This window comes from Arthrobacter sp. 05N429 (assembly GCF_056397045.1).
The window spans coordinates 272,234-298,836 of record NZ_JBFTMQ010000002.1; the positions used below are offsets into that span (position 1 = coordinate 272,234).

At 67.6% G+C, this 26,603-nt stretch carries 24 protein-coding genes; 11 read left to right on the top strand and 13 right to left on the bottom strand.

The features are described from left to right. Positions 1 to 16 precede the first annotated feature (16 nt). Positions 17 to 2,446 carry a phosphoketolase family protein gene (locus AC1DF4_RS05150; protein ID WP_476911860.1) on the bottom strand — a complete coding sequence of 810 codons (2,430 nt, stop codon included), beginning with the start codon at positions 2,444 to 2,446 and terminating at the stop codon, positions 17 to 19. A gap of 205 nt (positions 2,447 to 2,651) precedes the next feature. Between AC1DF4_RS05150 and AC1DF4_RS05155 the strand changes: the two genes are divergently transcribed. After that, complete coding sequence (locus AC1DF4_RS05155) at positions 2,652 to 3,251, top strand: MarR family transcriptional regulator (protein WP_476911861.1); 600 nt, start codon at positions 2,652 to 2,654, stop codon at positions 3,249 to 3,251. A gap of 39 nt (positions 3,252 to 3,290) precedes the next feature. Here the strand turns inward: AC1DF4_RS05155 and AC1DF4_RS05160 are convergent, their stop codons facing one another. Continuing rightward, on the bottom strand, positions 3,291 to 4,163 hold the full coding sequence (locus AC1DF4_RS05160) for an HAD family hydrolase (RefSeq protein ID WP_476911862.1): 873 nt from the start codon (positions 4,161 to 4,163) through the stop codon (positions 3,291 to 3,293). Positions 4,164 to 4,294: 131 nt separating this feature from the next. Next, positions 4,295 to 5,575, bottom strand: coding sequence for a serine--tRNA ligase (gene serS, locus AC1DF4_RS05165; protein WP_476911863.1), 1,281 nt, complete (start codon positions 5,573 to 5,575; stop codon positions 4,295 to 4,297). An 89-nt stretch (positions 5,576 to 5,664) separates the two neighbouring features. Between serS and AC1DF4_RS05170 the strand changes: the two genes are divergently transcribed. Next, positions 5,665 to 6,729, top strand: a complete 1,065-nt coding sequence (locus AC1DF4_RS05170) for a diacylglycerol/lipid kinase family protein (protein ID WP_476911864.1) — start codon at positions 5,665 to 5,667, stop codon at positions 6,727 to 6,729. Between the two features lie 22 nt (positions 6,730 to 6,751). On the opposite strand, the gene AC1DF4_RS05175 is transcribed toward AC1DF4_RS05170, so the two are convergent. The 3 genes from AC1DF4_RS05175 to AC1DF4_RS05185 all read right to left on the bottom strand — a co-directional run bounded on the left by AC1DF4_RS05175 (position 6,752) and on the right by AC1DF4_RS05185 (position 8,395). Next, complete coding sequence (locus AC1DF4_RS05175; protein ID WP_476911865.1) at positions 6,752 to 6,976, bottom strand: hypothetical protein; 225 nt, start codon at positions 6,974 to 6,976, stop codon at positions 6,752 to 6,754. 93 nt (positions 6,977 to 7,069) lie between these two features. Beyond that, complete coding sequence (gene pheA, locus AC1DF4_RS05180; RefSeq protein WP_476911866.1) at positions 7,070 to 8,050, bottom strand: prephenate dehydratase; 981 nt, start codon at positions 8,048 to 8,050, stop codon at positions 7,070 to 7,072. Between the two features lie 18 nt (positions 8,051 to 8,068). Then, entirely contained in the window at positions 8,069 to 8,395 is a 327-nt protein-coding gene (locus AC1DF4_RS05185; protein WP_476911867.1) for a rhodanese-like domain-containing protein, read from the bottom strand. 274 nt (positions 8,396 to 8,669) lie between these two features. On the opposite strand from AC1DF4_RS05185, the gene AC1DF4_RS05190 reads away from it, so the two are divergent. The 4 genes from AC1DF4_RS05190 (at position 8,670) to AC1DF4_RS05205 (ending at position 13,847) form a co-directional block, all read left to right on the top strand. Then, the gene (locus AC1DF4_RS05190) at positions 8,670 to 10,109 is read left to right on the top strand and encodes an amidase (RefSeq protein ID WP_476911868.1); all 1,440 of its coding nucleotides are present in this window, start codon (positions 8,670 to 8,672) and stop codon (positions 10,107 to 10,109) included. 106 nt (positions 10,110 to 10,215) lie between these two features. Next, positions 10,216 to 11,328 carry an alcohol dehydrogenase catalytic domain-containing protein gene (locus tag AC1DF4_RS05195; RefSeq protein WP_476911869.1) on the top strand — a complete coding sequence of 371 codons (1,113 nt, stop codon included), beginning with the start codon at positions 10,216 to 10,218 and terminating at the stop codon, positions 11,326 to 11,328. A gap of 187 nt (positions 11,329 to 11,515) precedes the next feature. Then, positions 11,516 to 12,985, top strand: a complete 1,470-nt coding sequence (locus AC1DF4_RS05200) for a peptide MFS transporter (protein WP_476911870.1) — start codon at positions 11,516 to 11,518, stop codon at positions 12,983 to 12,985. Between the two features lie 4 nt (positions 12,986 to 12,989). After that, on the top strand, positions 12,990 to 13,847 hold the full coding sequence (locus AC1DF4_RS05205) for a phosphotransferase (RefSeq protein ID WP_476911871.1): 858 nt from the start codon (positions 12,990 to 12,992) through the stop codon (positions 13,845 to 13,847). On the opposite strand, the gene AC1DF4_RS05210 is transcribed toward AC1DF4_RS05205, so the two are convergent. After that, positions 13,844 to 14,464 carry a DUF4190 domain-containing protein gene (locus tag AC1DF4_RS05210; RefSeq protein ID WP_476911872.1) on the bottom strand — a complete coding sequence of 207 codons (621 nt, stop codon included), beginning with the start codon at positions 14,462 to 14,464 and terminating at the stop codon, positions 13,844 to 13,846. The two genes, AC1DF4_RS05205 and AC1DF4_RS05210, sit on opposite strands and share 4 nt — an antisense overlap. Before the next feature lie 135 nt (positions 14,465 to 14,599). Here AC1DF4_RS05210 and pgm point away from each other — a divergent pair, with 135 nt between their 5' ends. Beyond that, complete coding sequence (gene pgm, locus AC1DF4_RS05215; protein ID WP_476911873.1) at positions 14,600 to 16,261, top strand: phosphoglucomutase (alpha-D-glucose-1,6-bisphosphate-dependent); 1,662 nt, start codon at positions 14,600 to 14,602, stop codon at positions 16,259 to 16,261. 132 nt (positions 16,262 to 16,393) lie between these two features. Then, a complete protein-coding gene (locus AC1DF4_RS05220) occupies positions 16,394 to 17,134 on the top strand; it encodes a hypothetical protein (RefSeq protein ID WP_476911874.1) in 741 nt (246 codons plus the stop codon). A gap of 317 nt (positions 17,135 to 17,451) precedes the next feature. Here AC1DF4_RS05220 and AC1DF4_RS05225 read toward each other — a convergent pair whose 3' ends face one another. Together AC1DF4_RS05225 and AC1DF4_RS05230 are read right to left on the bottom strand one after the other, a co-directional pair. Beyond that, positions 17,452 to 18,615 carry a GGDEF domain-containing protein gene (locus AC1DF4_RS05225; RefSeq protein WP_476911875.1) on the bottom strand — a complete coding sequence of 388 codons (1,164 nt, stop codon included), beginning with the start codon at positions 18,613 to 18,615 and terminating at the stop codon, positions 17,452 to 17,454. 315 nt (positions 18,616 to 18,930) lie between these two features. Beyond that, positions 18,931 to 19,536, bottom strand: coding sequence for a malonic semialdehyde reductase (locus AC1DF4_RS05230; RefSeq protein WP_476911876.1), 606 nt, complete (start codon positions 19,534 to 19,536; stop codon positions 18,931 to 18,933). A gap of 238 nt (positions 19,537 to 19,774) precedes the next feature. Here AC1DF4_RS05230 and AC1DF4_RS05235 point away from each other — a divergent pair, with 238 nt between their 5' ends. Next, complete coding sequence (locus AC1DF4_RS05235; RefSeq protein ID WP_476911877.1) at positions 19,775 to 21,112, top strand: uracil-xanthine permease family protein; 1,338 nt, start codon at positions 19,775 to 19,777, stop codon at positions 21,110 to 21,112. Between the two features lie 114 nt (positions 21,113 to 21,226). Here the strand turns inward: AC1DF4_RS05235 and AC1DF4_RS05240 are convergent, their stop codons facing one another. Both AC1DF4_RS05240 and AC1DF4_RS05245 read right to left on the bottom strand, forming a co-directional pair. Beyond that, positions 21,227 to 21,748: a hypothetical protein gene (locus tag AC1DF4_RS05240; RefSeq protein ID WP_476911878.1), complete on the bottom strand. Its 522-nt coding sequence runs from the start codon at positions 21,746 to 21,748 to the stop codon at positions 21,227 to 21,229. A 70-nt stretch (positions 21,749 to 21,818) separates the two neighbouring features. Beyond that, complete coding sequence (locus AC1DF4_RS05245; protein WP_476911879.1) at positions 21,819 to 22,718, bottom strand: SDR family oxidoreductase; 900 nt, start codon at positions 22,716 to 22,718, stop codon at positions 21,819 to 21,821. 283 nt (positions 22,719 to 23,001) lie between these two features. Between AC1DF4_RS05245 and AC1DF4_RS05250 the strand changes: the two genes are divergently transcribed. Beyond that, positions 23,002 to 23,475, top strand: a complete 474-nt coding sequence (locus AC1DF4_RS05250; protein WP_476912189.1) for a DUF6328 family protein — start codon at positions 23,002 to 23,004, stop codon at positions 23,473 to 23,475. Position 23,476: 1 nt separating this feature from the next. Beyond that, positions 23,477 to 24,187 (top strand): DUF6766 family protein, encoded by a 711-nt coding sequence (locus AC1DF4_RS05255; protein ID WP_476911880.1) that lies wholly within the window; start codon positions 23,477 to 23,479, stop codon positions 24,185 to 24,187. 4 nt (positions 24,188 to 24,191) lie between these two features. Here the strand turns inward: AC1DF4_RS05255 and AC1DF4_RS05260 are convergent, their stop codons facing one another. Then, the gene (locus AC1DF4_RS05260; RefSeq protein ID WP_476911881.1) at positions 24,192 to 25,316 is read right to left on the bottom strand and encodes a glycerate kinase; all 1,125 of its coding nucleotides are present in this window, start codon (positions 25,314 to 25,316) and stop codon (positions 24,192 to 24,194) included. A gap of 35 nt (positions 25,317 to 25,351) precedes the next feature. After that, on the bottom strand, positions 25,352 to 26,164 hold the full coding sequence (locus tag AC1DF4_RS05265; protein ID WP_476911882.1) for a glycerophosphodiester phosphodiesterase family protein: 813 nt from the start codon (positions 26,162 to 26,164) through the stop codon (positions 25,352 to 25,354). Positions 26,165 to 26,603: the final 439 nt, after the last annotated feature.

A 26,603-nucleotide genomic window follows, 5' to 3' on the forward strand; every position in this document is an offset into this window, starting at 1 on the left:
CGGTCCGGCTGCCCGGCTACTCCAGGCCGAGGGTCCATCCGCTGATTTCCTTCGAGTCCTCGCCGTGGTCCCGGGTCTGGTTGTGCGCCCGGATGCGGCTGTCCTGCAGCGCCTGCCGCAGCAGCGAGTGCTTCTCCGCAAGGCCCGGCACCCGGTCGATCGCGTCGATGGCGAGCTGGAAGCGGTCGATCCCGTTGAGCATGGCCATGTCGAACGCCGTCGTGGTGGTGCCTTCCTCGTTGTAGCCGCGGACGTGCAGCCCCTCCTGGTTCGTCCGTCGGTACGCCAGCCGGTGGATCAGTGACGGATAGCCGTGGTAGGCGAAGATGATGGGCTTGTCCGCCGTGAAAATTCCGTCGAAGTCCCGGGAAGTCAGGCCGTGCGGATGCTCGCTGGCGTCCTGGAGCCGCATCAGGTCCACCACGTTGACCACCCGGATCTTCAGCCCGGGAGCCCCGGCCTTGAGCAGTTCCGCGGCGGCGACCGTCTCCACGGTGGGCACGTCGCCGGCACAGGCCAGCACGACGTCGGGCTCCTCGCCGGGGACCTCGGACCCGGCGAACTCCCAGATTCCCAGGCCGCGCTGGCAGTGGTGTGCGGCCTCGGCGGGGCCCAGCCAGGTCGGCGAGGGCTGCTTGCCGCTGACCACGATGTTGACGTAGTCCCGTGACTCGAGGCAGTGCTCCATGACGGAGAGCAGGGTGTTCGCATCCGGCGGCAGGTACACCCGGATGACCTCGGCCTTCTTGTTCACGGCGTGGTCGATGAAGCCGGGATCCTGGTGCGAGAAGCCGTTATGGTCCTGCTGCCAGACATGCGAGGACAGCAGATAGTTGAGCGACGCGACCGGGCGGCGCCAGGCCAGGTCACGGTGCACCTTGAGCCACTTGGCGTGCTGGTTGAACATCGAGTCGACAATGTGGATGAAGGCCTCGTAGCAGCTGAAGACACCGTGCCGTCCGGTCAGCAGGTACCCCTCCAACCAGCCTTGGCACAGGTGCTCGCTGAGGACTTCCATGACCCGTCCGGCGCGGGCAAGGTGCTCATCGACTTCGTCGATCCGGTACTGCCATACCTTGTCAGTGACCTCGTAGACGTCCTGCAGCCGGTTGGAGGCCGTCTCGTCCGGGCCGAACAGCCGGAACGTCTTGGGGTTCAGACTGATCACGTCCCGGAGCCAGGACCCCAGCGTGATCATGGCGCTGACCCGCTCCACCCCGGGCTGCGCCACCGGGACTGCGTGGTCCCCGTACGCCGGCAGCTTGAGGTCCCGCAGCAGGCCGCCGCCGTTCGCATACGGGGTCGCGCTCATCCGGAGGTCGCCCGCGGGGGCATTCTCCACGACGTCCGGGCGGAGGCGCCCGGCGCCGTCGAAAAGTTCGCCGGGCCGGTACGATTCGAGCCACTCCTCCAGCTGCTCCAGGTGCGCCGCGTTGGTGCGCACCTCGGACAGCGGCACCTGGTGGCTCCGCCACGTCCCTTCCACCTGCAGCCCGTCGACTACCTTGGGCCCGGTCCAGCCCTTCGGCGAGCGCAGCACGATCACGGGCCAACGCGCCGCCGGCCCGCCGGTTGACCCGCCGCCCGGGGCGGTTCGTCCTTCGTCGGGTCCGCCCGCACCGCCCCTGCGGGCCGACTGGATGGCCCGGATCTCGGTAAGGCAGTCGTCCAGCACAGCCGCGAAGTCCCGGTGCGCGGCCGCCGTGTCGTCCGGATCGGCCACGGTCACAAAGTGCGGCTCGTGCCCGTAGCCGCGGAGCAGCTGCTCCAGCTGGGCTTCGGGCATACGCGCCAGGATGGTGGGGTTGGCGATCTTGAAGCCGTTCAGGTGCAGGATGGGCAGCACTGCGCCGTCATGCACGGGGTCCAGGAAGTTGTGGGAATGCCAACTCGCCGCCAGCGGCCCGGTTTCCGCCTCGCCGTCACCGATGACGACGGCGGTGATCAGGTCCGGATTGTCGAAGACGGAGCCGTAGGCGTGCGCCAGGGAATAGCCGAGCTCTCCGCCCTCGCTGATGGAGCCCGGGGTTTCCGGGGCGGCGTGGCTGGGAATGCCGCCGGGGTAGGAGAACTGCCGGAACAGCTCAGCCATGCCCGGTTCGTCGTCGCCGACGTTGCTGTAGATCTCGGAGTAGGTGCCCTCGAGCCAGGCGTTTGCCACGACGGCGGGACCGCCGTGCCCCGGGCCGGCAATGAACAGCATGCTCTGGCTGTCCCGGCGGATGACCCGGTTCAGGTGGGCGTAGACGAAATTCAGCCCCGGTGTGGTGCCCCAGTGGCCGAGCAGCCGGGACTTGGTGTTGCCGGCGGCCAGGGGCTCCCGCAGCAGCGGGTTGGAACGAAGGTAGATCTGCCCGACGGACAGGTAGTTGGCGGCCCGCCACCACCGGTCCACGAGGTCTAGCTCTTCGTCACCGGGCCGGGCACCATTCGCGTCACGTCTCACTGCAGTCCTCGTTTCACTCGGGCCTCCGCCGGCGGCGCAGCATCCATCGCAACATCTCAGGGCAGTTGAGGCAACCCGCCCGTTCCGGTTTCCAGCCGGCTGCAGGGCCATCCGATTCAGCGTTTCCACCGGCTCTGGCCGTCATGTGACGAGGTCGGACTGGGACATTTGCCACGAATCTACCACCGGGTAGTGTGGTCCCAGAATGTTCACGCTGACCATCAACCAGACAGACAGCCGGCGCGACGGCGACTGCGTGCCGCAGCTCCTCAAGGACCTGCGGCACATCCCGGCGCGCCTCGACTTCGACCGTTCCGTGGAGGACGAGGTCCAGGGCATCGTGGACTTCCCGCACCAGGCCGTCGAGGCGGCGATGATCGCCCTGCGGACCGGCGCCTGGTACGTCGGGATCGGCGTCGGGCCGGTCAATGAGCCGCTGCCTAACCAGATTAAGGACGCCTCAGGCCACGGGCTGATTTACGCCCGCCGGGCCGTGGACCGGCTGCGCAACGGCAAGGACCGCATCCCGGTGGCCGTGGAGGGCCCGCTGGCCGACCTCGCGGCGGAGGCGGAGGCTGTGCTGCGGCTGCTGGGGCACATCGTGCACGACCGCAGCCCCGCGGAATGGCGGGTGTTGGACCTGCTGACCCCGGGCGTCCGCGGGCAGCAGAAGGCAGTGGCCGAGGAGCTCGGCATCACCACCCAGGCGGTCAGCAAGGCCGTGGCCCGGGCCCAGTGGAATGAGGAACACGCGGCGCGTCCCGCCGCGGCCAGGCTTCTGGGCCTCATCCTCGAGGTGCGCTGACGGCCCCACGCTGACAGGACCCGGCCCGCGCGGCGTTTGCTAGAGCAGCAGGCTGCGCAGCACGTGGGCGGCGCCGTCGTCGAAAACGGAGTGGGTGACCTCGTCCGCGGCGGCAATGACTTCCTCGGGCGCCTGGCCCATGGCAACGCCGCGGGCGGCCCAGGTGAGCATTTCGATGTCATTGCGTCCGTCGCCGACGGCGACCGTGCGGTGCGCCTCGATGTCCAGCCGTCCGCGGAGGTGCTCCAGCGCGCTGGCCTTCGTGACGCCGGCGGCGGCGATATCCAGCCACGCAGTCCAGCCCACCGAGTAGGTCACCCCGGCCAGGCCGATGTGCCGGATGGCGGTGTTGAACTCCTCGGGCGTGTTCTCGGCGCTGAAGACCACCACGCGGACCGCGGTGGCCTCCAGCATGGTCTGGAAGTCGACGCCGATTGCCTCCACGCCGAAGCTCATGTCCTGGAAGCGCTCGGTGGAGAGGAAGTTTCCGTCCTTGTCCTCCAGCGCGTACTTGGCCGTGGGGAGCCGCTTGCGCAGCGCGCGCAGCACAGGACCCGGGTCGAACGTGGCCTTGTGCACGATCTCGTAGCCGTCGCTGAGGCTGGAATCCAGGCGCAGCGTGACACCGCCGTTGGAGCACACGGCGTAGCCGTTGTCGATGCCGATGTGCTCGATGATGGGCAGCGCCGCGTTGAGTGACCGGCCGGTCGCGATGGTGACGTGGTGGCCGGCGGCGACGACGTCCTTGGCGGCTTCGCGGACGGGCACGGACATGTGGCCGTCGTGGTCCACGAGGGTGCCGTCGACGTCGAGCGCGACCATCAGCTTGTGGGCCGCTGAGTTCTTCTGGTTCTGGTTGTTGTCTCGCCGGTCATCGTTGCCGGCGACTGAGGATTCAGTCAATGTTGTCATCTCACAAGTAGAGCAGACACCCCCGACAGCCGCTAGGACGCAGGCCACAGCGTGCGGTGAACCGGGGATGAACAGTTTGCTGGCGCCCGCGCCCCGCCGCACTTGGCGGGGCCACGGGCCTGGACTGCGGGTCAGATGACCGGGAAGACCGTCATGCCGCCGAGGTATTTCTGCAGTGCCTTCGGGATGTTGACGGAGCCGTCCGGGTTCTGGTGGTGCTCCAGGATGGCAACGATCCAGCGGGTGGTGGCCAGGGTGCCGTTGAGCGTGGCGACGGCGCGGGTTCCCTTGGGGGCCCCGTCCTCGTTCAGCACGCGTTCGCGGATGTTGAGCCGGCGCGCCTGGAAGGTGGTGCAGTTGGAGGTGGAGGTCAGCTCGCGGTAGGCGCCCTGCGTCGGGACCCATGCCTCGCAGTCGAACTTGCGGGCGGCGGAGTTGCCGAGGTCTCCGGCGGCGGTGTCAATCACCCGGTAGGGCAGTTCACACTTGGCCAGCATTTCCTCTTCCCAAGCCAGCAGCCGGGCGTGCTCGGCGGCGGCCTCCTCCACGGTGGTGTAGATGAACATCTCCACCTTGTTGAACTGGTGGACCCGGATGATGCCGCGGGTGTCCTTACCGTGCGAACCGGCCTCGCGGCGGTAGCAGGAGCTTTGCCCGGCGTAGCGGATCGGGCCGGCGGAGAGGTCCAGAATCTCATCCGCGTGGTAGCCGGCGAGGGCCACTTCGGAGGTGCCCACGAGGTAGAGGTCGTCTTCGGCGAGGCGGTAGATCTCGGCGTCGTGCTTGACGTCGAAACCGGTGCCCTGCATGGTTTCCGGACGCACCAGCGTCGGCGTGATCATCGGCACGAAGCCGGCGTCGATGGCCTGCTCCATGGCCATCTGCAGCAGCGCCATTTCCAGCCGGGCGCCCGCACCGCGCAGGAAGTAGAAACGCGATCCGGAGACCTTGGCGCCGCGCTCCATGTCGATGGCGCCGATCAGCTCACCGATCTCCAGGTGGTCCTTGGGCTCGAAATCGGTGAATTCGCGGGGCTCACCGACGGTCTTGACCACGATGTAGTCATCCTCGCCGCCTTCCGGGACGCCGTCCACGATCAGGTTCGGGATGCCGCGCAGCAGTTCCTCATGGGCTGCCTGTGCGACGTCGGCCTCGGCGGAGGCGGCCTTGACCTCGCCCGCAAGGACCTTCACCTCGGCCAGCAGGGCCTGCTTTTCCTCGCCCTTGGCCTGCGCCACCTTCTTGCCGAACGCATTCTGCTCGGCCCTCAGGTTTTCGAAGCGGATCAGGGCCGCGCGCCGGCCCGAGTCCGCGGCGATGATCGCGTCCACCACGGATTCGTCGGCGCCGCGGGCGCGCTGGCTGGCCCGGAACTTATCCGGATTTTCGCTGAGGTCTTTTACGTCGATCACCAGACAAGAGTATCCAATCCATCCAGCATTACCGGGCAATCGACAGTCGATCAGGGCTCCGGCCACCGGCGGGATAGTGTTGGAGCACAATGCGCGACTGGCTGCTGTACCTCATCATCGCTGGAGTCCTGGCGTTCGCCGTCTCCAGTTGGTGGGGAGTGCGCAAGCTCAAGGCCAAACACACGCGCAGCGCCGTGTGGGAGGAAACGCACAGCCCCGGCCAGGGCCAGCAGAGGGTCGCCGTGGTGATGAACCCCATCAAGTCCCGGTCCGATGAGGCCCGCATTGTGATTGAAAGTGCGTGCGCCGCGGCCGGTTGGGTGCCGCCGCGTTTCTTCGACACCACCGTCGAGGACCCCGGATTCTCACAGGCGCGGGCCGCCATCGATTACGGCGCCGACGTCGTCCTCGTGGGCGGCGGTGACGGCACTGTCCGGGTGGTGGCGGACGCCCTCGCCGGCACGGACATCGCCATGGGCCTCATTCCGCTCGGCACCGGCAACCTGCTGGCCCGCAACATCCACCTCGACGTGGGCGACCTGAACGGAAGTGTCCAGACCGCCCTGTTCGGGCACCAGCGCTTCATCGACACGGCGCGGATGAAGGTGGAGAACTCACGCACCAACGCGGCGGCGGAGCACACCTTCCTGGTCATTGCCGGCATTGGCATGGATGCGGAGGTCGTGGGCGACACCAACGACGGGCTGAAGAAGGCCGTCGGCTGGCTGGCCTACACCGAAGCGGGCGTGCGGCACCTCCCGGGCCGCCGCAAGAAGGTGTCCATCGCGCTGGACGACCAGCCGGAACAGAGCCGGAAGATCCGCAGCGTGCTGTTCGCGAACTGCGGCCTGATCCCCGGCGGCATCGATTTCATCCCCCAGGCCATGATCGATGACGGGATGCTCGACGTCGTGGTGATGAGTCCACGCAGCGCCATCGGCTGGCTGGCGATGTATTGGAAAATCGTGCTGAAGCACAAGCGGAACCTGCCGGTGATGACGTATTACCGCTCCGGCAAGATCACCATCCGCTGTGCGGAGCCGATGCCAACACAGGTCGACGGCGATCCGACCGGCGCGGCCACGAAGGTCACCGTGCAGATTGCCCCCGGCTCGCTGCTCGTCCGGGTCAAGGACGGCACCGAGGGAGATTAGGCGCAGCTGCCTTTGTGGCGGCCTACTTCTCTGCAGCGTCCTTGGCTGCTTCTGCGGTCTTTTTGGCTTCCGCGGCTGCCTTGGCGGCGCGCGCCTCGGACTGTTCGCGGATCATGGCCTGCTCCTCTTCGAAGCGCAGCCGGTCTGCACGGTCGGCGTCGTCGCCGTCCCAGTCCTGGTTGTCAGCGGTCGGCTTGGGATTCACGATCATTCCCTGGCCGTCATTTTCAAGGCTGGTTCCTGCCATGACCTGCTCCCTCGGTAGAGGACTTCCCCAATATGGATCAGGCAAGCATACGCACAGTTTCATAGGGGCGGAAGTGCCCGATGTGGCATTTGTCTACGCTGTGGGCGAAGCCCCGGACGTATATTCCGGCACCACAGATGCCCCGGACAGTATGTCTTTGACCCACGCATGGGCGGCCCGGAATGCCTGGTCGGACGTGTGGGGCTCCACGACGGTCCGGTGTCCGTCGGCGCGGCCGTAGGAACCCAGGAAGCGGGTGGCCGGGCTGATCCGGTGCAGGCCTGCCAGGGCGTCCGCGACGCGGGCGTCGGCCACGTGGCCGTCGGCGTCGATGCTGAAGAAGTAGTGGCCGAGGTACTGGCCGGTGGGCCGCGACTCGATCCGGCTGAGGTTCACGCCTCGGGTGGCGAACTGGTCAAGGATCTCCATGAGGGCGCCGGGGCGGTCCTCCGGCAGCGGCACCACCACGGTGGTCTTGTCCGCGCCGGTGGGCTCCGGCAGTTCGCCGGGCCGGCCGACCAGCACAAAACGCGTCACCGCACCGGGGTTGTCGCCGATGTTCTCCGCCAGCACCGCGAGCCCTGGCTGCTCAGTCGCCACTATCGGGGCGCAGATCGCCGCGTCGTAATGGATATCGCCCTCCAGCAGTCCCATGGCCGCCGCGGCCGTGGAAGAGCCGGGGATATATTCCGCATTGGGAATGTTATTTTCTGCCCAGAGCCTGCACTGTGCCCAGGCATGGCCATGAGTGGAGATCCGGCGGATGTCCTCGATCCTGGTCCCGGGCCGGGCCACCAGTACGAAGCTGATCGACACCAGGGCTTCGCGCAGGATCCGCAGTTCCTGTCCGGTCGCGATTGCGTCGAGGGTGGCGGTGACGCCGCCTTCCACGGAGTTCTCGATCGGCACCATCGCCGCGTCCACCGAGCCGTCGCGGACCCTGTCCAGCGCCGTGTTGACGTTCGACGACGGTATACGCACGGCGTCCTCCGCGCCGGGGACCTGCATCAGGGCCGCCTCGGTGAAGGTGCCCGCGGGTCCGAGGAAGGTGTACGTGACGGGTGATGCGGGCATCGGCGCTTCTTTCTTCAACTACAGGATGACGGGCTTGAGTCCGTTGTCGGACACCAGCGGCAGACCGGTTTCCAGCCACTGGTCCATGCCACCGGCCACGTTCAGGGCGGAGTACCCCTGCCCGGTGAGCCACTGGGCCGCGCGGAAGGAGCGGCCCCCGGTGCGGCAGATGACGTAAAGGTCCTCGTCGGGGTCGAGTTCCTCGAGCCGCGCCGGGAGTTGGTCCAAGGGGATGTGCAGCGCACCGGCGGCGTGGCCCGCGACCCATTCGTATCCTTCGCGGACATCAAGGATCCTGGCCCCTTCGGGGATGCCGGACACCGTCACCGTGTCAAAGTCGCTCATGGTCGTCCCTTCCGCAGAATGCATGGTCTGCCTCCAGCGTATCGCCAGCCGCCCGTGCCGCACCCCTACCCGGCAGCACGTTACGCTTCTGGGATGGCGCAAAGGAGACCCGAGGCAGCAGACCGGCCAGCGATCCCTGTGGCTCCCCGCTCCCCCACCCGAGGGACATGCCCTCCCCCCGCCGCGACGACTGGGCACAATGCCACCATGTCCACCCGCCCACACCACCACTGGACATGTCCCCCGGAGGGCGCACCCGGGGAGCCACGAAACTGTGGCTGAGATCCACGAGCTCTCCGCCGTGGAGCTCCGCGATGCCCTCCGCTCGGGCGAGCTGTCCTCGCGGCAGGCCACCGGGCATTTCCTCGACCGCATCGCTGCTGAAAACCCTCACCTGGGCGCCTTCATCACGGTCACCGCGGAGCAGGCACTGCTGGACGCGGCCATGGCGGATGAGTCCCACGCCCGGGCCACGCGTGACGGGACCCGTCTGGCGCCGCTGCACGGGATGCCGGTGGCCTTCAAGGACCTGACGGACGTCGCCGGCGTCGTCACTACCCACGGCAGCGCCGCCCTGGACCACAAACCCGCCCTGACCGACGGCGCCCTCGTCGCCACCCTGAAAGGCGCGGGTGTGGTCTCCTTGGGCAAGACCCAGGTTCCGGAGTTCGGCCTGACTGCGTACAGCGAGAACCGGATCGCGCCGCCCTCCCGGAACCCGCACGCCCTAAGCCGCAGCTCGGGAGGTTCCAGCGGCGGCAGCGCCGCGGCCGTGGCGGCCGGGCTGGTTCCCTTTGCCCCCGGTTCCGACGGCGGCGGGTCGGTCCGCATTCCGGCTGCCGCCTGCGGGCTGGTGGGCCTCAAGCCCGGCCGCGGGCTGGCTCCGGCGGGTGAGAGCTCCGGCGATCCCGCCGGGCTGGTGGTGTCCGGGCCGCTGGCCCGTTCCGCGGCCGACGTCGCGCTGCTGCTCGATGCCATGGTGAAAGGGACCGACCCCGGGACCGGCAGCACCGATTCCAGCTACCTCGAACTCAGCGCACAGGACCCGCCCGGGCTCCGGATCGGGGTGAGCCTGGACAGCCCGTGGCAGACGATCTTCCCCTTCACCCCGGACCCCGCGGCGCTGGACGCCCTGGCCGAAGGCATCCGGCGGCTCGAGGCGGCCGGGCACGAAACTTCGGAAGCCTCCATCCGCTACGACAACCGCTACCCGGGCGCGTTCACCACTGCCTGGACCGCCGCCGTCGGGGACGCCCGGATCACTCCCCAGCGCGAGGCGCTCCTGACGCCGCTGACACGGACATTCCGGCGCCGCGCGCAGCAGCGCGGGCCAGCCAAACTCGCCGAATCCCTCGGTTTCCTGCGCCAGTTCCAGCGGGACACGATTGCCCAGTACGCCGCCTGGGACCTGATGCTGATGCCGGCGCTGGCGCAGACCCCACGCCCGGTGGGCTGGTTCACCGGGGCCGCCCACGGCGACGGGTACTGGCCGGCGGCCGAATGGGCGGGGGATGCCGACGGCGATTACCGCAAGCAGTGCGAGTACGCGCCCTGGTCGTCCATGGTGAACGTGTGCGGGCTGCCTGCGATCAGCATTCCGGTGCACTGGACCGGCGGGGCAAAGGGTGCGGGGCTGCCTATGGGCGTCCAGCTGATCGGGCCGATGGGTTCCGAGGCGCTGCTGCTGCAGCTGGCCGCGCAGTTGGGGTTCTAGGCTCGCGACCCGCCCGGCGTGGGTGAATTACCGGGCCGGTGCCGCTACGGTTTAGCAGAGCAAAGCCACGACGTTTTTCAGCCTGGAAACCACATGAGAGGGATCGATGAAGATTACCGGCGCAGTACTTGAGGAAATCGGCCGCCCCCGACCGTTCGCGGATTCCAGGCCCATCACCATCGCCGAGCTGGAGCTCGAAGGTCCCGGCCCCACCGAAATCCTGGTGCAGATCGAGGCGGCCGGCATCTGCCACTCGGACCTGAGCGTTGTGGACGGCAACCGGGTGCGTCCGGTGCCGATGCTGCTGGGGCATGAGGCCGCAGGGCGCGTCGTCGAGGTCGGCTCGGACGTCACGGACCTCGCCCCGGGCCAGCGCGTGGTGATGTCTTTCCTGCCCCGCTGCGAACAGTGCGAAAACTGCGCCGAAGACGGCCGGCTCCCCTGCACGGCCGGCTCGAAAAGCAACGGCGAAGGCACCCTTCTGCACGGATCGATGCGACTGGACCGCGACGGCGAGAAGATCTTCCACCACCTGGGCGTCTCCGGCTTCGCCACCCATGCCGTGGTGGACCGCGCCTCGGCCGTACCGGTGGACGACGACATCCCGGCGGACGTCGCCGCCGTCCTCGGCTGTGCCGTGCTGACCGGAGGCGGTGCCGTCCTGAACGCAGCGCGGCCCAGGCCGCAGGACAGCATCATGATCGTGGGGCTTGGCGGCGTCGGCATGGCCGCGCTGATCACGGCAATCTCGCAGGGTGTTTCGCGGATCGTTGCCGTGGACACGCTGGCGGAAAAACTCGAGCACGCCCGCCGCCTGGGCGCCCACGAGACCTACACCCCGCAGCAGGTTCTCGAGGAGGGCGTCAAGGCCAGATACGTGATCGAATGCGCCGGGAATCCGCGGGCCTTCGAAACCGCCTTCGCCGCGACCGCGGCGGGCGGCACCACCATCACCGCCGGCCTGCCGCACCCGGACGCCCGCGCCCAGATCTCGCCGCTGACCGTCACAGCCGAGGCCCGGACAATCGTCGGCAGCTACCTCGGCTCCGCGGTGCCGTCGCGCGACATTCCCAAATACGCCCAGCTCTGGCGGGACGGGAAGCTGCCCGTCGAGGAACTGATCTCCTCGCGGATCGCGCTGGCGGACATCAACCAGGCCATGGACCAGCTGGCCGACGGGAAGGCCGTGCGCCAGGTCATCATGTTCGACGCCGGGTAGCCGCGCCCCCTTGACCCCCCCCGCCCGCCCCGCTTGCGCTGTCAGTTAATGCTGCCATTCCGGCCTCGTAGCAGCATTAACTGACAGCGCAACGGGGCGGAAAAGGAGGGCGAAACGCCGGGCGAATGACTTGCCCCGGGACGCTGCGAATGTGACAATCACGCGTCACACTGTCAGCATTAAGTAAATGAGCACAACTCATTTATCCCGTCCCCCCGCTACAACGCCGGCGGATACGTCCTTTTTTGGCCACCCAAAGATGCTGGCCAGCCTCTTCTCCGTAGAGATGTGGGAGCGCTTCTCCTTCTACGGTATGCAGGGCATCCTGCTCTACTACATGTACTTCACGGCCGCTGAAGGCGGCCTGGGGATCGACAAGGCCCTGGCCGCCGGCCTCGTCGGCGCCTACGGCGGCGGCGTGTACCTCTCCACCATCCTGGGCGCGTGGCTCGCGGACCGGCTCTTCGGTTCCGAAAAGGTGCTGTTCGGCTCCGCCATCCTGATCATGGCCGGCCACATAGGCCTCGCCCTGGTACCGGGCATTCCGGGCCTGATCACCGGCCTGGTGCTGGTCGGCGTCGGCTCCGGCGGCCTGAAGGCCAACGCCACGGCCCTGGTGGGAAGCCTCTACCGGGAGAAGGACGAACGCCGCGACGCCGGATTCTCCATCTTCTACATGGGCATCAACGCCGGCGCGCTGATCGGCCCGCTGGTCACCGGCTGGCTGCAGGAAAGCCAGGGCTTCCACTGGGGCTTCGGCGCCGCCGCCATCGGCATGGGCGTGGGCCTGGCCATCTACTCGGTGGGCCGCAAGAAGCTGCCCGAAGAGGCAAACCGGGTGCACAACCCGCTGCCTGCCGCCGAGCGCACCAAGTACGGCCTGCGCTTCGCCGCCATCGCCGCCGTGATCGCCGTGCTGCTGGCCACCGGCATCGTTAACGCCGGGAACCTGGCCATGTCCATGGCCTACGCGGCCATCGGCGCGTCAGTACTCTACTTCGCCCTGATCTTCAGCAGCAAGAAGGTCAACGGCACCGAACGCCGGCGCGTCGGGGCATTCATCCCCCTGTACATCGCCTCGGCCGCATTCTGGGCCCTGTTCCAGCAGCAATTCACCTTCATCGCCGTGTACTCGGAGGAGAAGCTGGACCGGAACCTGTTCGGCTGGGAAATGCCGGCAGCCTGGGTCCAGTCCATCAACCCGGTATTCATCATCATCTTCGCCGGCGTGATGGCTGCGCTCTGGACCCGGCTGGGCCGCAAACAGCCCGGCTCGGCGCTGAAGTTCTCGATTGGCCTATTTGTGATGGGTCTGGCCTTCCTGGCCTTCATCCCGCTGGCCGGAGAGGGCAAGACCCCGTTGCTGGCACTGGTGGGAATCCTGTTCCTGTTCACGCTCGCGGAGCTCTTCCTGTCCCCGATCGGCCTGTCCGTGACCACCAAGCTGGCGCCGGAGGCCTTCCGCACCCAGATGGTGGCGCTGTTCTTCCTCTCGGTGTCGCTGGGCACCACCCTGGCCGGCCTGCTCTCCGGCCTGTACAACCCGGAGGACGAGCTGCCCTACTTCATCGGCATCGGCGGCACGGCCATGCTGCTCGCCGTTGGCCTGGCCGCGGCTTCGCCGGCGATCAAGAAGCTGATGGGCGGCGTACGCTGAGCCGATGAGCTCCAGGCACCGCGCGCCGCTTGAGTCCCGCGTCTACGCCCCCGCCGCAGGCGAGGCGTCCGACGTCGAACTCATGCCGGCGGGCGATGTCACCGACGGTGTGGTGCGGGTGGGCGGAACCATCCGCCGCCCGCACCAGCCGCAGTCCCTGGCGGTCGCCGCGTACCTCGACTGGCTTGAAGACGCCGGATTCGACGGCGCCCCGCGGTTCCTGGGCCGGGACACGGACGGGCGGGACGTGCTGACCTTCCTGCCCGGACAGTGCGCCGGTCCCGTCCCGGAGGCGTGGGCACAGTCCGAGGATCTCCTGGCCTCCGTAGCGGAACTGCTGCGGCGCCTGCACGGGGCATCGGCCGGTTTTGTGCCCGGCGCCCACCCGTTCCCGCCCCGCCCGGTCCGGCAGGATCCGGCAGAGCTGGTCTGCCATCTCGACGTCACGCCCCAGAACGTGGTGGTGCGGGGCGGCCGTGCCGCCGGACTGGTCGACTTCGACCTCGCCGGCCCCACGACGGCGTTCAAGGATTCCTTCAACACCGCGATGCACTGGGTTCCGCTCCGGGACCCCGCCGACGCCTGGCCCGGCTGGGAGGCGACGGACCCGTTCCGGCGGCTCCGGATTTTCGCTGACGCCTTCGGCTGGAACGCCGAGGAACGCCGGCGTTTGCCCGCGTTCGGAATCGAAGCCACCGCGCTGAGCCACGAGCGGATGCGAAACAACGCCCGGGCGCTCGGCGGGGGCTGGGCGCGGATGTGGGACGACGGCGTGGGCGACGTCATCCGCCGCCGCGGCACCTGGCTCGAAGCCAACGCCGGACGGCTGGTCGCGGCTCTTACCTCTGGCGGAACTGCCTAGACCCCGGACCCCCGGTAGGTTGAGCTGCCGATGGCCAGTCCCACCACGATGAGCACGATCACCAGAATGGCCAGCGCGATCCCCACATAGCCCATGACCAGGCCGGCAATGGCCATGCCCTTGCCCGCCGGCTCGCGCTTGAGGGCCATGTGCCCCAGAATGACCGCCGCGAGCTGCGGCAGGAGGAAGAAGCCCAGACCCACGAAGGCGGCGATGCCGCAGCACAGGCTGGCGATGCTCAGGCCCTTGGGTTCCGGCGGCACGCCGTAGTAGGCCGGCTGGCCGTAGGCGTTGAACGGCGTGCCCGGCTGGCCGTACTGAGGCGCCGTGCTGTACGGCTGCTGCCCGTAGGGCTGCTGGGTGTACGGCTGCTGGCCATACTGTGCCGGCGTGCCGTACGGGTCGGTGGGCTGGCTGTAGTCCGGCGCGGACTGGCCGTACTGCTCGCCTTGGCCCGGCGCTCCGGGTGTCCGGTGCCCGTAGTCGTGCTGCTCGAACGCCGACGTCGCTGGCGGCGCCGGGGGCGGAGGAACGTCGGACTCCTGCGCCGGAATATACGACGGCGGCCGGTAGCCCTCAGGAGTCTCGTCTTTGTCCGGTTTCGGCTGGTCAGTCATGGTTTTCCCCTCGTGAAGTCTCTGGATTCAGCCTACCGCCGCGCCGCTTCAAGGGGCAGGATATTTCTTGCGTCACAGGGGCCGTAATCCGCCGAAATCATGTCCCCTGCCGCGACGGTCTGGCATGCTGGTGCCATGGCTAGCCGCGCGGGCACTGTTGCCCAACCCCAAGACCTTGTTGATCTCACTGCGCTCCTGGATGCGTACTACGACGTTTCACCGGATTTGGGCGACCCCGGCCAGCGTGTGGTCTTCGGCACGTCCGGGCACCGGGGGTCGAGCCTGAAAGCCTCCTTCAACGAACCCCACATCCTCGCGATCACGCAGGCGATCGTGGAGTACCGGGCAGGCCAAGGGATCACCGGGCCCCTGTACCTCGCCAAAGACACCCATGCCCTGAGCGAGCCGGCGCAGAATTCCGCCCTGGAGGTCCTCGCGGCCAACGGCGTCAACGTGCTGATCGACGCCCGCCACGGCTACACCCCCACACCGTCACTGAGCCACGCCATCCTGACGCACAACAACAACTCCCCCACCGGGGCCCCGCAGGCAGACGGCATCGTGGTGACGCCAAGCCATAACCCGCCCGGCGACGGAGGTTTCAAATACAACCCCCCGCACGGCGGACCCGCCGACTCGGACGCCACCGGCTGGATCGCCAACCGGGCCAACGAACTGCTGGAAAACGGCCTCCGCGGGGTCAAAAGGATTCCCATCGCGGACGCCCTCAGCGCGGGCACGACGGGCAAGTTCGACTTCCTCAGCAGCTACGTGGACGATCTCCCCTCCGTCCTGGACCTCAATGCCATCCGCGAGGCCGGGGTCCGGATCGGCGCCGACCCGATGGGCGGAGCGTCGGTGGACTACTGGGGCGAGATCGCCGAACGCCACCACCTGAACCTCACGGTGGTCAACCCGACCGTCGATCCGCAGTGGGCGTTCATGACGCTCGACTGGGACGAGAAGATCCGGATGGACTGCTCCTCGCCGTCGGCGATGGCCTCGCTGATCAACCGCATGTCGGAAGGCGCGAAGTTCGACGTCGCCACAGGCAACGACGCCGACGCCGACCGGCACGGGATCGTGACGCCGTTTGTTGATGGGCAGGGCGGGCTGATGAACCCGAACCATTACCTCGCTGTGGCGATTGACTACCTCTACCGCCACCGGACCGGCTGGAACCCGCAGTCCGTGATCGGCAAGACCCTGGTTTCCTCATCGATCATCGACCGCGTGGCCGAAAGCCTGGGCCGCAAACTTGTCGAAGTGCCTGTGGGCTTCAAGTGGTTCGTCCCGGGACTGCTCTCCGGCGAAGGCGCCTTCGGCGGAGAGGAATCCGCCGGCGCGTCCTTTAACAAGATGGACGGCAGCGTCTGGACCACCGACAAGGACGGCATCCTGTTGGCGCTGCTGGCGTCGGAGATCACCGCGGTAACGGGAAAGTCGCCGTCGCAGCTCTACAAGGGCCTCACCGACCAGTTCGGCGACCCGGTCTACGCGCGGATCGACGCAGCGGCCACCCGGGAGCAGAAGGCGGCCCTCGGCAAGCTCTCGTCCTCGGACGTGACCGCGACCGAACTGGCCGGCGAAACCATCACGGCGAAGCTGACCGAGGCGCCGGGCAACGGCGCCGCGATTGGCGGCCTCAAGGTGGTCACCGAAAACGCCTGGTTCGCGGCCCGGCCCTCCGGCACGGAGGACGTCTACAAGATTTACGCCGAGTCCTTCAAGGGCGCCGAGCACCTCAAGCAGGTCCAGGCCGAGGCGAAGGCGCTGGTGGACGGGGTCATCTCCTAACGGCGGGCCTTCGGGCCAGCAGTGAGCGGGCGGGTGGTGCCCCTGCCTTGTACGGCGCCGCAGTGGGCATTCGTCGGGGACTTTCGGACCCCGGCGGATGGCAAGAGCTCAGACCCAGGAAAGGGTTTAGTTATGGCGGGGAACAAGACCCGGAATGAGATCCGGTTCTACTTGGCCGCCGGTGTGGTGATACTGACTGCCACGGTTGTACTCATGGTGTTCGGTGCAAACAAGCAGCCGTCGCAGGAGATCGTGCCTCTGCTTGCCGGACTGGCATTGAGCACGTACCTGTTTCGCTTCGGTACGCCTTGGAAGTGGCTCAGTTTCCTCCTTCTTGCGTCGTTTCTCGTCGTCGGTCTTTTGTTGGGGCCACCCGGGCTCATTTGGATGGGCGGATATGTTGCAGGATCGAATCTTGGTGCTGCCTGGAGGATGGCCGCCTTCAATGACGAGGTGAAGGCGAAGTGGATCGTTGACGACCAGGGATGCACTACGGTTGCCGAGGCCCGGATAGCCGCCGGGGAGGCATTGCATGCCTTGGACGGAGACAAGCGTGAGCGCGTGGTCGTGGAGCATGGGTCGGCACGCTTTGAGGTAGCCGGAACTGTGGTGTCGAAGTTGGTCTGCCACCGGAACTCCTATGCGGAACGCGACGACTCCTGGGTAATTTTGGCGCGGCCCGGACAGGACGCGGATGGGTCGGTGGAAGTTCCGATGGGTTCGATGAAAGGCTTCATTCCCTCGCAGTTCGTCCACGACCTTGGACCCGTCGAAGCGGCGCTGGAAGACTTCCTGAAGAATCCCAGGCCCGAGTCGCTGGGTCCCGAATGGCGTGCAGACGAACTAGCCTTCGACCTGCGCCTTAGCTCCTAAGTTGAACCCCTCCCCCTGCCGGCCGCCTTGGTCAAGGTTTCAGTACGGGTTTCCATCGACGAGAGCGTGCACGCGCAATGCCCGGAAGTAGGAACCTGTCGGTGGGTGGACGAATTCGGCGGCGTCGTTGAGGGACCCACACAGCCTGATCCCAATCCGCCAGGAAGCGGCGGCGGGGTGCGGCGGAAGTATGGCGCATCAAGATACGAGTCGAACGCGAAGGCGAACTACGCGTGGCGTCTGGACGGTGGAGTTGCCGTAGATCCTGTCCGCCTGGAGCCCCAGGCGGACAGTGGGTTCAGCCAAGGCCGGGCTGCTCAGGCCGGTTCTGCCTCGAGGCTGCCGGCGAGCACTGAGCGGTCGCGGCCCAGGGTCTTGGCACGGTATAGCGCGGCGTCCGCGGAGGCGATCAACGCGTCTAGATCCACGCGGCCGGGCAAGGTCGACGCGATGCCGTAGCTGGAGGTAGGCAGTCGGGGGATTACCGCCGACGCCGACGCCTGCAGCCGGGCGCTGATGTCCCGGGCGATGTTACCGGCAGTTTCCGGGGTTACGCCCGGCAGGAGGATGATGAATTCCTCGCCGCCGTAGCGGCCCACAAGGTCGGTGGAACGGACGGTGGACGTGCAGGCTTCCGCGAACGCCTGCAGGGCGGTGTCGCCGGCCGAATGGCCATACTCGTCGTTAATGGCCTTGAAGTGGTCCAGGTCCGCCAGGATCAGCGACGCTGTGGTCCTGGCCCGGTTGAGGCGCCGCAGTTCGTCCTCCGCCAGGTCCAGGAAGGCGGTGCGGTTCAGCAGCCCCGTCAGCCCGTCCACGGTGGCGCGGGCACGGAGATCCTGGGTCTGCTGCTCGTAGCTCAGCTCCGCCATGGTGAAGGACGCCACCACCATGATCACGGCCGAAGTCACGGTCGCCGGAACGGATCCAAAGACGGTCAGGAACACAGCCCCGTCGGGTCCCTCGACAACGAAGGTAACCAGGCGGCCCAGATAGAACGCCGCGAGGAAGGCGGAGCCCACGGCCAGCGTGCGGTGCACGCGCGAGAAGTGCCTGTCCAGCAGAAAAAGTTCCCGGCAGGCGAGGCCGATCAGCAGGCTCATGAATCCCAAATAGGCCGGGCCGCCGGACCACACGTTGGTGCCGGGCTGGTCCAGAGCCGACACCACCGCAGTAATGGCCGGGCCGGCTGCCAGAGACCAGATCTTGGGGGGCGTGGTCCGCAGCGAACGGGCTCCTGCCCAGATGCTGGCCGCGCCCGCCACCAGGAAAACGTTCCCCAGCGGGTTGGCCCAGACCTGGTGCGGCGAACCGTCCAGCAGGTACGCCGCGTTGCCGGACAGGAAAAACAGGAGCGCCAGGCACCACGAGCCGCTGTAGGTGGACCGCGTCCGGCGGAACGTGATGAAGTAGAAGAGCAGCAGCAGGGTCAGGTCGACCACCGCCAGGGCGACACGCAAAGATAAGGTGTCAAGCGTCATGTAGTGGCCCCCCGGTCCGCTCGCAATAGCCCGATATGCGCCGACTGAGCGCCGCAGGTGAGCCTAGTATTGCACCCCGTCGCACAAAGTGTGACACCCGTCTCGGACATGACTTAACGCGACCCGCTGTTCGACCGGCAAGTCCGCCACGAAACCCCAGCGCAGGCCCTGCAGCCCTGTAGCAAGAGGACCGAAGCGGACTAAACTGGAAGCGGCCCCGGATGCGGCCTTGCGCTCAACCGCAGAATTGCGTCCCGAGTGCCTCCGGCCTGTCCCCCATGGTGCCGGAGGCACCTCCGCGTCAGCGACTGCCCGTCAGACGGTGCGGACGACGTCGTCGTAAGCGAACTTCGGCTTGGCCGCACCCCAGGCGTCGGCTGCAGGCTGTCCGATGTTGACGACGAGGAAGCTCTTCTGGCCGCCGTCGGGGAAGAACGCCTCGTCAATCGCGGTGAAGTCCGCGCCCGTCATGGGTCCGGCGGAAAAGCCGAGGGACCGGACGGCAAGGATGAAGTAACCGGCCTGCAGGTGGGCGTTGTTGTTGCCGGTGGCCGCGGCGAGGTCCGGGGCGGCGTCGTACATGGCCTTGGGCGCGTTGTAGCCGGGCAGGAAGTTGTCCCACTGGTCCTGCCAGGACGTGTCGTAGCTGAGGACGGCGACGAGCGGTGCGGAGGCGGTTTTGGCGCGGTTGCCGTTGGCGAGGGTTTCCACCAGGGTGGCGCGGGCCTCAGCGGACCGGACGTAGGTCACCCGCAGCGGCTGGGAGTTGAACGCGGTGGGTCCGAACTTGGTGAGTTCGTAGATGGCCCGGGCCTGCTCGTCGGTGACCTCACCGGTGAAGGTGTTGGCGGTGCGGGCCTCGGCAAAGATGGCGTCCACTGCGGCGGCGTCGATTACTGCTTCGTCATGGGCGATGGTCATGAGCATCCCTTTCGCTGGGTGCGCCCGCCGGGAACGGCGGCCACTGGTTACTGTCCATAGTTGCAACTTCAACTTGTGCTTCCCACTTCCCGCAACGCCCCGTGACGTCCGGCACAGCGGCGCCGCCGTCAGATACAGCGCCGCCGCCGGCGACGCATGCCGGAAACACCGGCGCGGTAAAGTTGCCCCCGGAAGATTCCTTCCCGCCCCGCCACACATTCTCTGAAAGGCCCCGGCAATGAGCATGCTCGGTACCAAATGGAAGCTCCACGGCAACGGCAAGGCCATCCGCCCCGGTGAGGTCGTCAGGCCGGACGAGCGCCTTGCCTGGCCGCTGACCATCGGCGTCGGAATGCAGCACGTGGTCGCCATGTTCGGCGCAACTTTCCTGGTTCCGATCATCACGGGCATGCCCCCGGCCACCACGCTCTTCTTCTCCGGCATCGGCACGCTGCTGTTCCTGGTCATCACCAAGGGCCAAGTGCCCAGCTACCTCGGGTCCAGCTTCGCCTTCATCGCACCGATCATGGCCTCGCAGCAGCAGTACGGCGTCGCCGGCGCTCTCGGCGGCGTGGTGCTGGCCGGCGTCGGGCTGGCGGTCATCGGCGCGGTGGTGCAGAAGTTCGGCGCCGGCTGGATCAACCGCCTGATGCCGCCCATCGTCACCGGCGCCATCGTGGGGCTGATCGGCCTCAACCTCGCCCCGGCAGCCAAGGCCAACTTCGACGCCGCCCCGATCACCGCCCTCATCACCCTGGCCACGATCATCGTGGTCAGCGTCTTCTTCCGCGGCATCCTGGGCCGGCTGAGCATCCTGGTTGGCGTTGTGGCGGGCTACCTCGTGGCGATGATCCGCGGCGAAGTGGACTTCACCAAAATGGACTCCGCCGCCTGGGTGGGACTGCCGTTCTTCCAGACCCCCGAATTCCACATCGGCGTCGTCGGCCTGTTCGTGCCGGTGGTCCTGGTCCTCGTGGCGGAGAACATCGGCCACGTTAAGTCCGTGTCGGCCATGACCGGCCAGAACCTCGACGGCGTCTCCGGACGGGCGCTGATGGCCGACGGCGCCGCCACCGTCCTTGCCGGCATGGGCGGCGGCTCCGGCACCACCACCTACGCGGAAAACATCGGCGTCATGGCCGCCACCAAGGTCTACTCGACGGCGGCCTACTGGGTTGCCGGTGTCTTCGCCGTGGTGCTGAGCTTCTCGCCCAAGTTCGGCGAACTCATCGCCACCGTCCCGGCCGGCGTCCTGGGCGGCGCCGCGACGATGCTCTACGGCATGATCGGCGTCCTGGGCGTCAAGATCTGGGTGCAGAACAAGGTGAACTTCTCCAACCCGATCAACCTGACCACGGCCGCCGTCGCACTGATCGTCGGCATCGCCGACTACACGTGGACCATCGGCGACCTGGTGTTCACCGGCATCGCCCTCGGCTCGGCGGCGGCCCTGGTGATCTACCACGGCATGACGGCGATCGCGAAGGTCCGCGGCACCGTGGCCGAGCCGGAAACGGAAGGCGCGGTAGCTGCCGCCACGGCCGCCGTGAAACGCGCGCCGAAGAAGCGCCGCTAGCGCCGCCGCCACCGGATTACAGCCCGAAGGCCGGGATCCGAACGCCACGTGGGTGTCCGGATCCCGGCCTTCACTGCGTCGCGCGGCGGCGTTAGCCGGCGTCGCGCGGCGGCGTTAGCCGGCGTCGAAGGGTTCCTCGTCGTCGCCGTCGCCGTCCTTGGCCGATTTGCTTTCGGGCAGGTCCGTTCCCGATCCGTCCGGCAGCCCTGCGGCGTCCTGGCCGGGCTCCGAGGAGAACGGCCGCCCGGCGTCGGACTCTTCGGTGTTGGTCGCATCCATCTCCGCCTCAGCGGACGGCATGGCCACCTCGGAATTCTCCGTGGCGTCTGCGTCGTAGCCAGGGGTTGTGCTGGCGTTTTCTGAACTCATCTGTTCCTCCGTTCCTCCGAAGCGTCCTGCCCCGGGTTCTCCTGCACTGTCCTGGTCTTCGGCGCCGAACTGGCTCAGGTCGGGTGCGCCGGCGGGGTACGTCTCGCCGTCCGGGCTGTCCTGGCTGAGTCCGGCGGCGTCGAAAGCTTCTTCTTCGCGGGGCTGGGCGAATTTCCTGGTGTCTCCGCCGGGCAGCTCCTGCTCCGCCGTGGGCGTTCCGTAGCCGCCGCTTTCCTCGATCGGTTCCTGCTGCTTTTCCTCGGTCATGCTGTTCCTCCCGTAGTGGAATGGTGAACTGCCTGGTTTCTTGGATCTTCCGGAAATGCCGTGACGGGGGTCAGAGGCCTTTGCCGCCGGTGACTGGCAAGACCGCGCCGGAAATGTAGGAGCCGTGATCGGAGGCCAGGAGCACGTAGGCCGGTGCGAGCTCCGCCGGCTGTCCCGCGCGCTGCAGCGGGGTGTTCTGGCCGAACGACGGCAGCTTCTCCGGCCACTCGGTCGCCGGGATCAGGGGCGTCCAGATGGGTCCCGGGGCCACGGCATTGACGCGGATTCCCTTCGGGCCGAGCTCCTGGGCCAGGGCCTTGGTGAAGGCGACCTGCGCGGCCTTGGTCATGGCGTAGTCGATCAGCTCGGGCGAGGGGTTGAACGCCTGGATCGACGCCGTCGTGATGATCGACGCGCCCGCTTTCAGGTGCGGCACCGCCGCCCGCGCGGTCCAGATCAGCGAGTAGAGGTTTGTCTGGAAAACGCGGTCGAACTCCTCGGTGGGGAGCGACTCGAAGCTGTCGCGGTTCTTCTGGTACGCGGCGTTCAGTACCACGACGTCGAGTCGGCCGAACTCGGCGAGCGCGTCGTCGACGATCTTCGTGGCGAAATCCTCGTTGCGGCCGTCCCCGGAGATCAGCAGCGCCTTGCGGCCCGCTTTTCGGATCCACGCGGCCGTGTCCTGGGCGTCGGCTTCCTCTTCCGGCAGATAGGAGATGGCGACGTCGGCCCCCTCCCGGGCGAAGGCGATGGCCACCGCCTTGCCGATCCCGGAGTCCCCGCCGGTGATCAGCGCGGCCTTCCCTGTGAGGGCGCCGCTGCCTTCGTAGCTCTCCTCGCCGTGGTCCGGCTGGGGGTCCATGGGCGCGGTGAGGCCCGGCTGTTCCTGCACTTGCTCCGGGAAAGACCCGGAGTAGTAGCCGCCCCGGGGGTCGCGCGGCTGGTCCTGCTGTCTGCGTGAATCGCTCATAGTCCACCTACCCAACGTGTCGGTTTCCAAGGGCCGCGTCCCGGGTCGCGGGCGATGGCCCGGATCCGCAATGACGTCCCCCACGGAGTAAACAATTACACCCTACCCGGGAATTGATCAGCAACCTTAGTATCAGCTTGAATTTCGTAACGCTCAAGCCTAGGTTGAAGTTGACTGCCCCCGCAGCCCCGTCCTCATCCACGTGGAGGTGCAAGTGCCTGATTTAGAGCCGGAGTCCGCTCCGAACGAGTCCGGCCCGGCTGAAGCCGCGCAGGAACGGTCCGTGCAGGGCAGCAGGAACGAGTCCGCCGTCGAGAAACTGGACCGCAACTGGATGGAGCTGCTGCAGGAGCTGCGGGTGCTGCAGACCGGCGTGCAGATCCTGGCGGGGTTCCTGCTGACCCTGCCGTTCCAGGCGAGGTTCGAGACGCTGGACGATTACCAGACCACCCTGTACCTCGCCAACGTGGCGCTGGCCGCACTGACCACAGCCCTGATCCTGCTGCCCGTGAGCGTGCACCGCCGCCTCTTCCGGCTGCACCTCAGGGCGGCCCTGGTATCCAGCGCGGACAGAATTGCCAAGGTGTCACTGGCCGGCATCGGGCTCCTCAGCGTCGGAACGTCGTCGCTGGTTTTCGACGTCACGGCAGGCCGGGCCGCGGGGTTGTGGGCCGGTGCGGTACTGCTGGCGGTTCTGCTGATCCTGCTGGTCTTTGTGCCGAGCCGGCTGCGTCGGCAGGCCGAAAAGGGGAACTGACATGGTTAGCGCCGCACGCCAACAGCCCAGCGCACCACCAGGAAGGACCGCGAGGCGGTGGGCAAAGGACCACGGCCTGCTGCTGGCCAATATCGGCCTGTTCGTGGTGTTCTTCGGCGGCATGGTCCTCAGTGGAGCCGCGGACTATAGCTCGGACCAGCTGGCCCACGGCGAACCGGCCGTGACGGTGCTGGGATACCTGGGAACGGGCGCGTTCCTCGAAGCGACATTTGAGAACTGGGAGTCCGAGTTCCTGCAAATGGGCATGTACGTCATCCTGACGGTCTTTCTGTTCCAGAAAGGATCCTCGGAGTCCAAACCGGTGGGCCGGGATGCCCCGCAGGACGAGGACCCTCGAACCGCGGACCTCAAGGCGGCCACCCCATGGCCTGTGCGCCGCGGGGGGCGGGTCCTTAAGCTCTATGAACACTCACTGTCGATCATGTTCCTGGTGCTGTTCCTCGCGTCCTTCGCACTCCACGCCGTCGGAGGAGCGGACGAGTACAGCTCCGAGCAGCAGAGCCACGGCGAGGCTCCCGTGACGGTCCTCGAGTACCTGGCGACGAGCCGCTTCTGGTTTGAGTCCTTCCAGAACTGGCAAAGCGAGTTCCTGGCCGTCGCCGTGCTGGTGGGCGCTTCGGTGTACCTCCGGGAGAGGGGCTCCCCCGAATCCAAACCGGTCGCGGAGCCGCACTATGAGACGGGCGCCTGAGCGCTCAGGCGCCCTCGAGCGCCTGGCTGGTGGCCCAGGCGAGGTACTTCGCGGCGTTGGCGACGGCGTCGTCCGGGCTTCCGGCCAGGTCCAGCAGCTGCGCCGCTGCCACCACCCCGTGCTTGGCGAGGTCTTCAGGCGTGACCAGGATCCGGCCCGCGACCGCAATCACGGGAATGCCCAGCTGCTGCGCGGCATCGGCGAGCGCAATCGGCGCTTTTCCGGTCAGCGACTGCGAATCCAGCGAGCCCTCGCCGGTGATCACAAGGTCGGCCTGTACGAGCTTGTCAGCCAGCCCGGTGAGTCCGGCCACCAGCTCGAAGCCGCCTTCCAGCGTTGCGTCGCTGAAGGCCAGGAACGACGCCGGGAAGCCGCCGGCCGCTCCGGCGCCGGGGACGTTGACATCCCGGCCGGTGGACTGGCGCAGCACCGAAGCCCAGTTGCGGAGTCCGGCGTCGAGCAGTTCCACGGCGTCCGCGTCGGCGCCCTTCTGCGGGCCGAACACGTGGGCTGCTCCGTCGGTGCCCACGAGCGGGTTCTGCACGTCGACCGCGATCCGGAACCTGGCCGAGCCGAGCCGCGGATCGAGGCCGCTGACATCGAGCTGCGCCACCTCGGCGAGCGAACCGCCGCCGAGCGGCACCACGTTGCCGGCGGCGTCGAGCGGTTTGAGGCCCAGCGCGCGCAGGGCGCCGCTGCCGCCGTCACTCATTGCCGAGCCGCCCAGGCCCAGCACGATCTCCGTCGCGCCGGCGTCGAGGGCCGCGGCGATCAGCTGGCCGCAGCCGTAGCTGTGTGCGCGCAGGGCGTTGGCCGGGGTGGGTTCCATGTGCGCCAGCCCGGATGCCTGCGCGGTTTCGATCACGGCGGTGGCCCCGCCGAAGGCGTCCTTCCAGATCGCCCAGGCCGCGCCGACAGGTGCCAGGATGGGGCCCACCACCGCGTTCAGCCGCTCCTCGTACCCTGCGGCGACGGCCGCCTCAAGGGTTCCTTCGCCGCCGTCGGCCACCGGAAACTGGATGGCCTCGGCGTCGGGATAGACGCGCAGGGCGCCTTCGGCTATGGCGGCGGCGGCTTCGGCGGCGGTCAGGGAACCCTTGAACTTGTCCGGGGCGATCAAAATGCGCATGGTCCCATCCTGCCAGTCCCGGAAGCGGGGCCGGCTCAGGCGCTCCAGACGCCGCGTTTCTGGAGGACTTCCTTGAGCAGGTCCGCCCGGTCGGTGACGATCCCGTCCACCCCAAGATCCAGCAGCCGGTGCATTTCCGCGGGATCGTTGACGGTCCAGACGTGCACCTGCAGCCCGTGCCGGTGCGCGCGCCGGACGAAGCCGGGGGTCACCACGGTCACGGGACCGTAGCTGACCGGGACCTGGAGGGCGTGGACGCCGCGGAGCGCACGTCCGGCCGTGAGGCGCAGCAGCGGTGCGGGGAGTACGGGTCCGAGCAGGACGAAGAGGGCATTGGATACGATGCCGGCCGAGCCAGCGGCGGGGCGGCTCAGCTGCTTCAGTACGGCCCGGCGCCGACGGTCCGAGAAGCTGGCGATCAGTACCCGGTCATGCAGGCCGAACCGTTCGATCGCCGCGGCCAGGGTGTCCACCGAGTTCCAGTCCTTGACGTCGAGGTTGAACCGGACGTCGGGGAAGGCCGCGGCGAGTTCCTCGAACAGCGGGATGGGCTCCGCACCGCCGATCCTCGCCCGGGCCACTGTCTCTGCCGGGAGTTCCGAAATCCGGCCGCGGCCGTCCGTGACCCGGTCCAGGGTCTCGTCGTGGAACAGCAGCAGGACGCCGTCGGCGGTGGTGTGCACGTCCGTCTCCAGGTGCCGGAAGCCCAGTTCGACGGCGGCGCGGAACGCGGCCATGGAGTTCTCCAGGCCGTCGCGGGAGAAGCCGCGGTGGGCCATGGCCACGGGAAGATCAGGGCCGTCACCGGAGGCAGAGCCGGAGGCAAAAAACGGGTGCGGGGTGCTCACTCCTGAAGCCTAGCGGAGCACGGTACAGCACTGCGCGGACAGGCATCCGCGGCCGCGGAAGGCGCCACTGGAAGTTCCTTTAGACAAGCCCGTGAGTGGCTGACCAAGCGCGAGATGCGTGCAAGGAGGGCCTAGGCTGGAGTGACGGAAGAGTTTTCTGATTGGGGACCAGATATGAACCGACTTACGTTGGGCACTGCCACAGCCATCATCACTCTCTCATTGGCGTCTTGTTCTACTTCCGATGCCACGGCCCCGCCGGCGGATGGCGGCACGTTTGAGACGATTGACCAATTGAAGGAAGCAGTGGAGTCCGCGGGCCTGCGATGCCCGGAGCTGGTCTTGGACACACCGCCTGCCAAGTACGCCTCCTCCTCGGGAAGCTGCGGCGAGTTCTTATTCCTTGCTACCTACAGCAACGACACGTACCTGCAGTCGC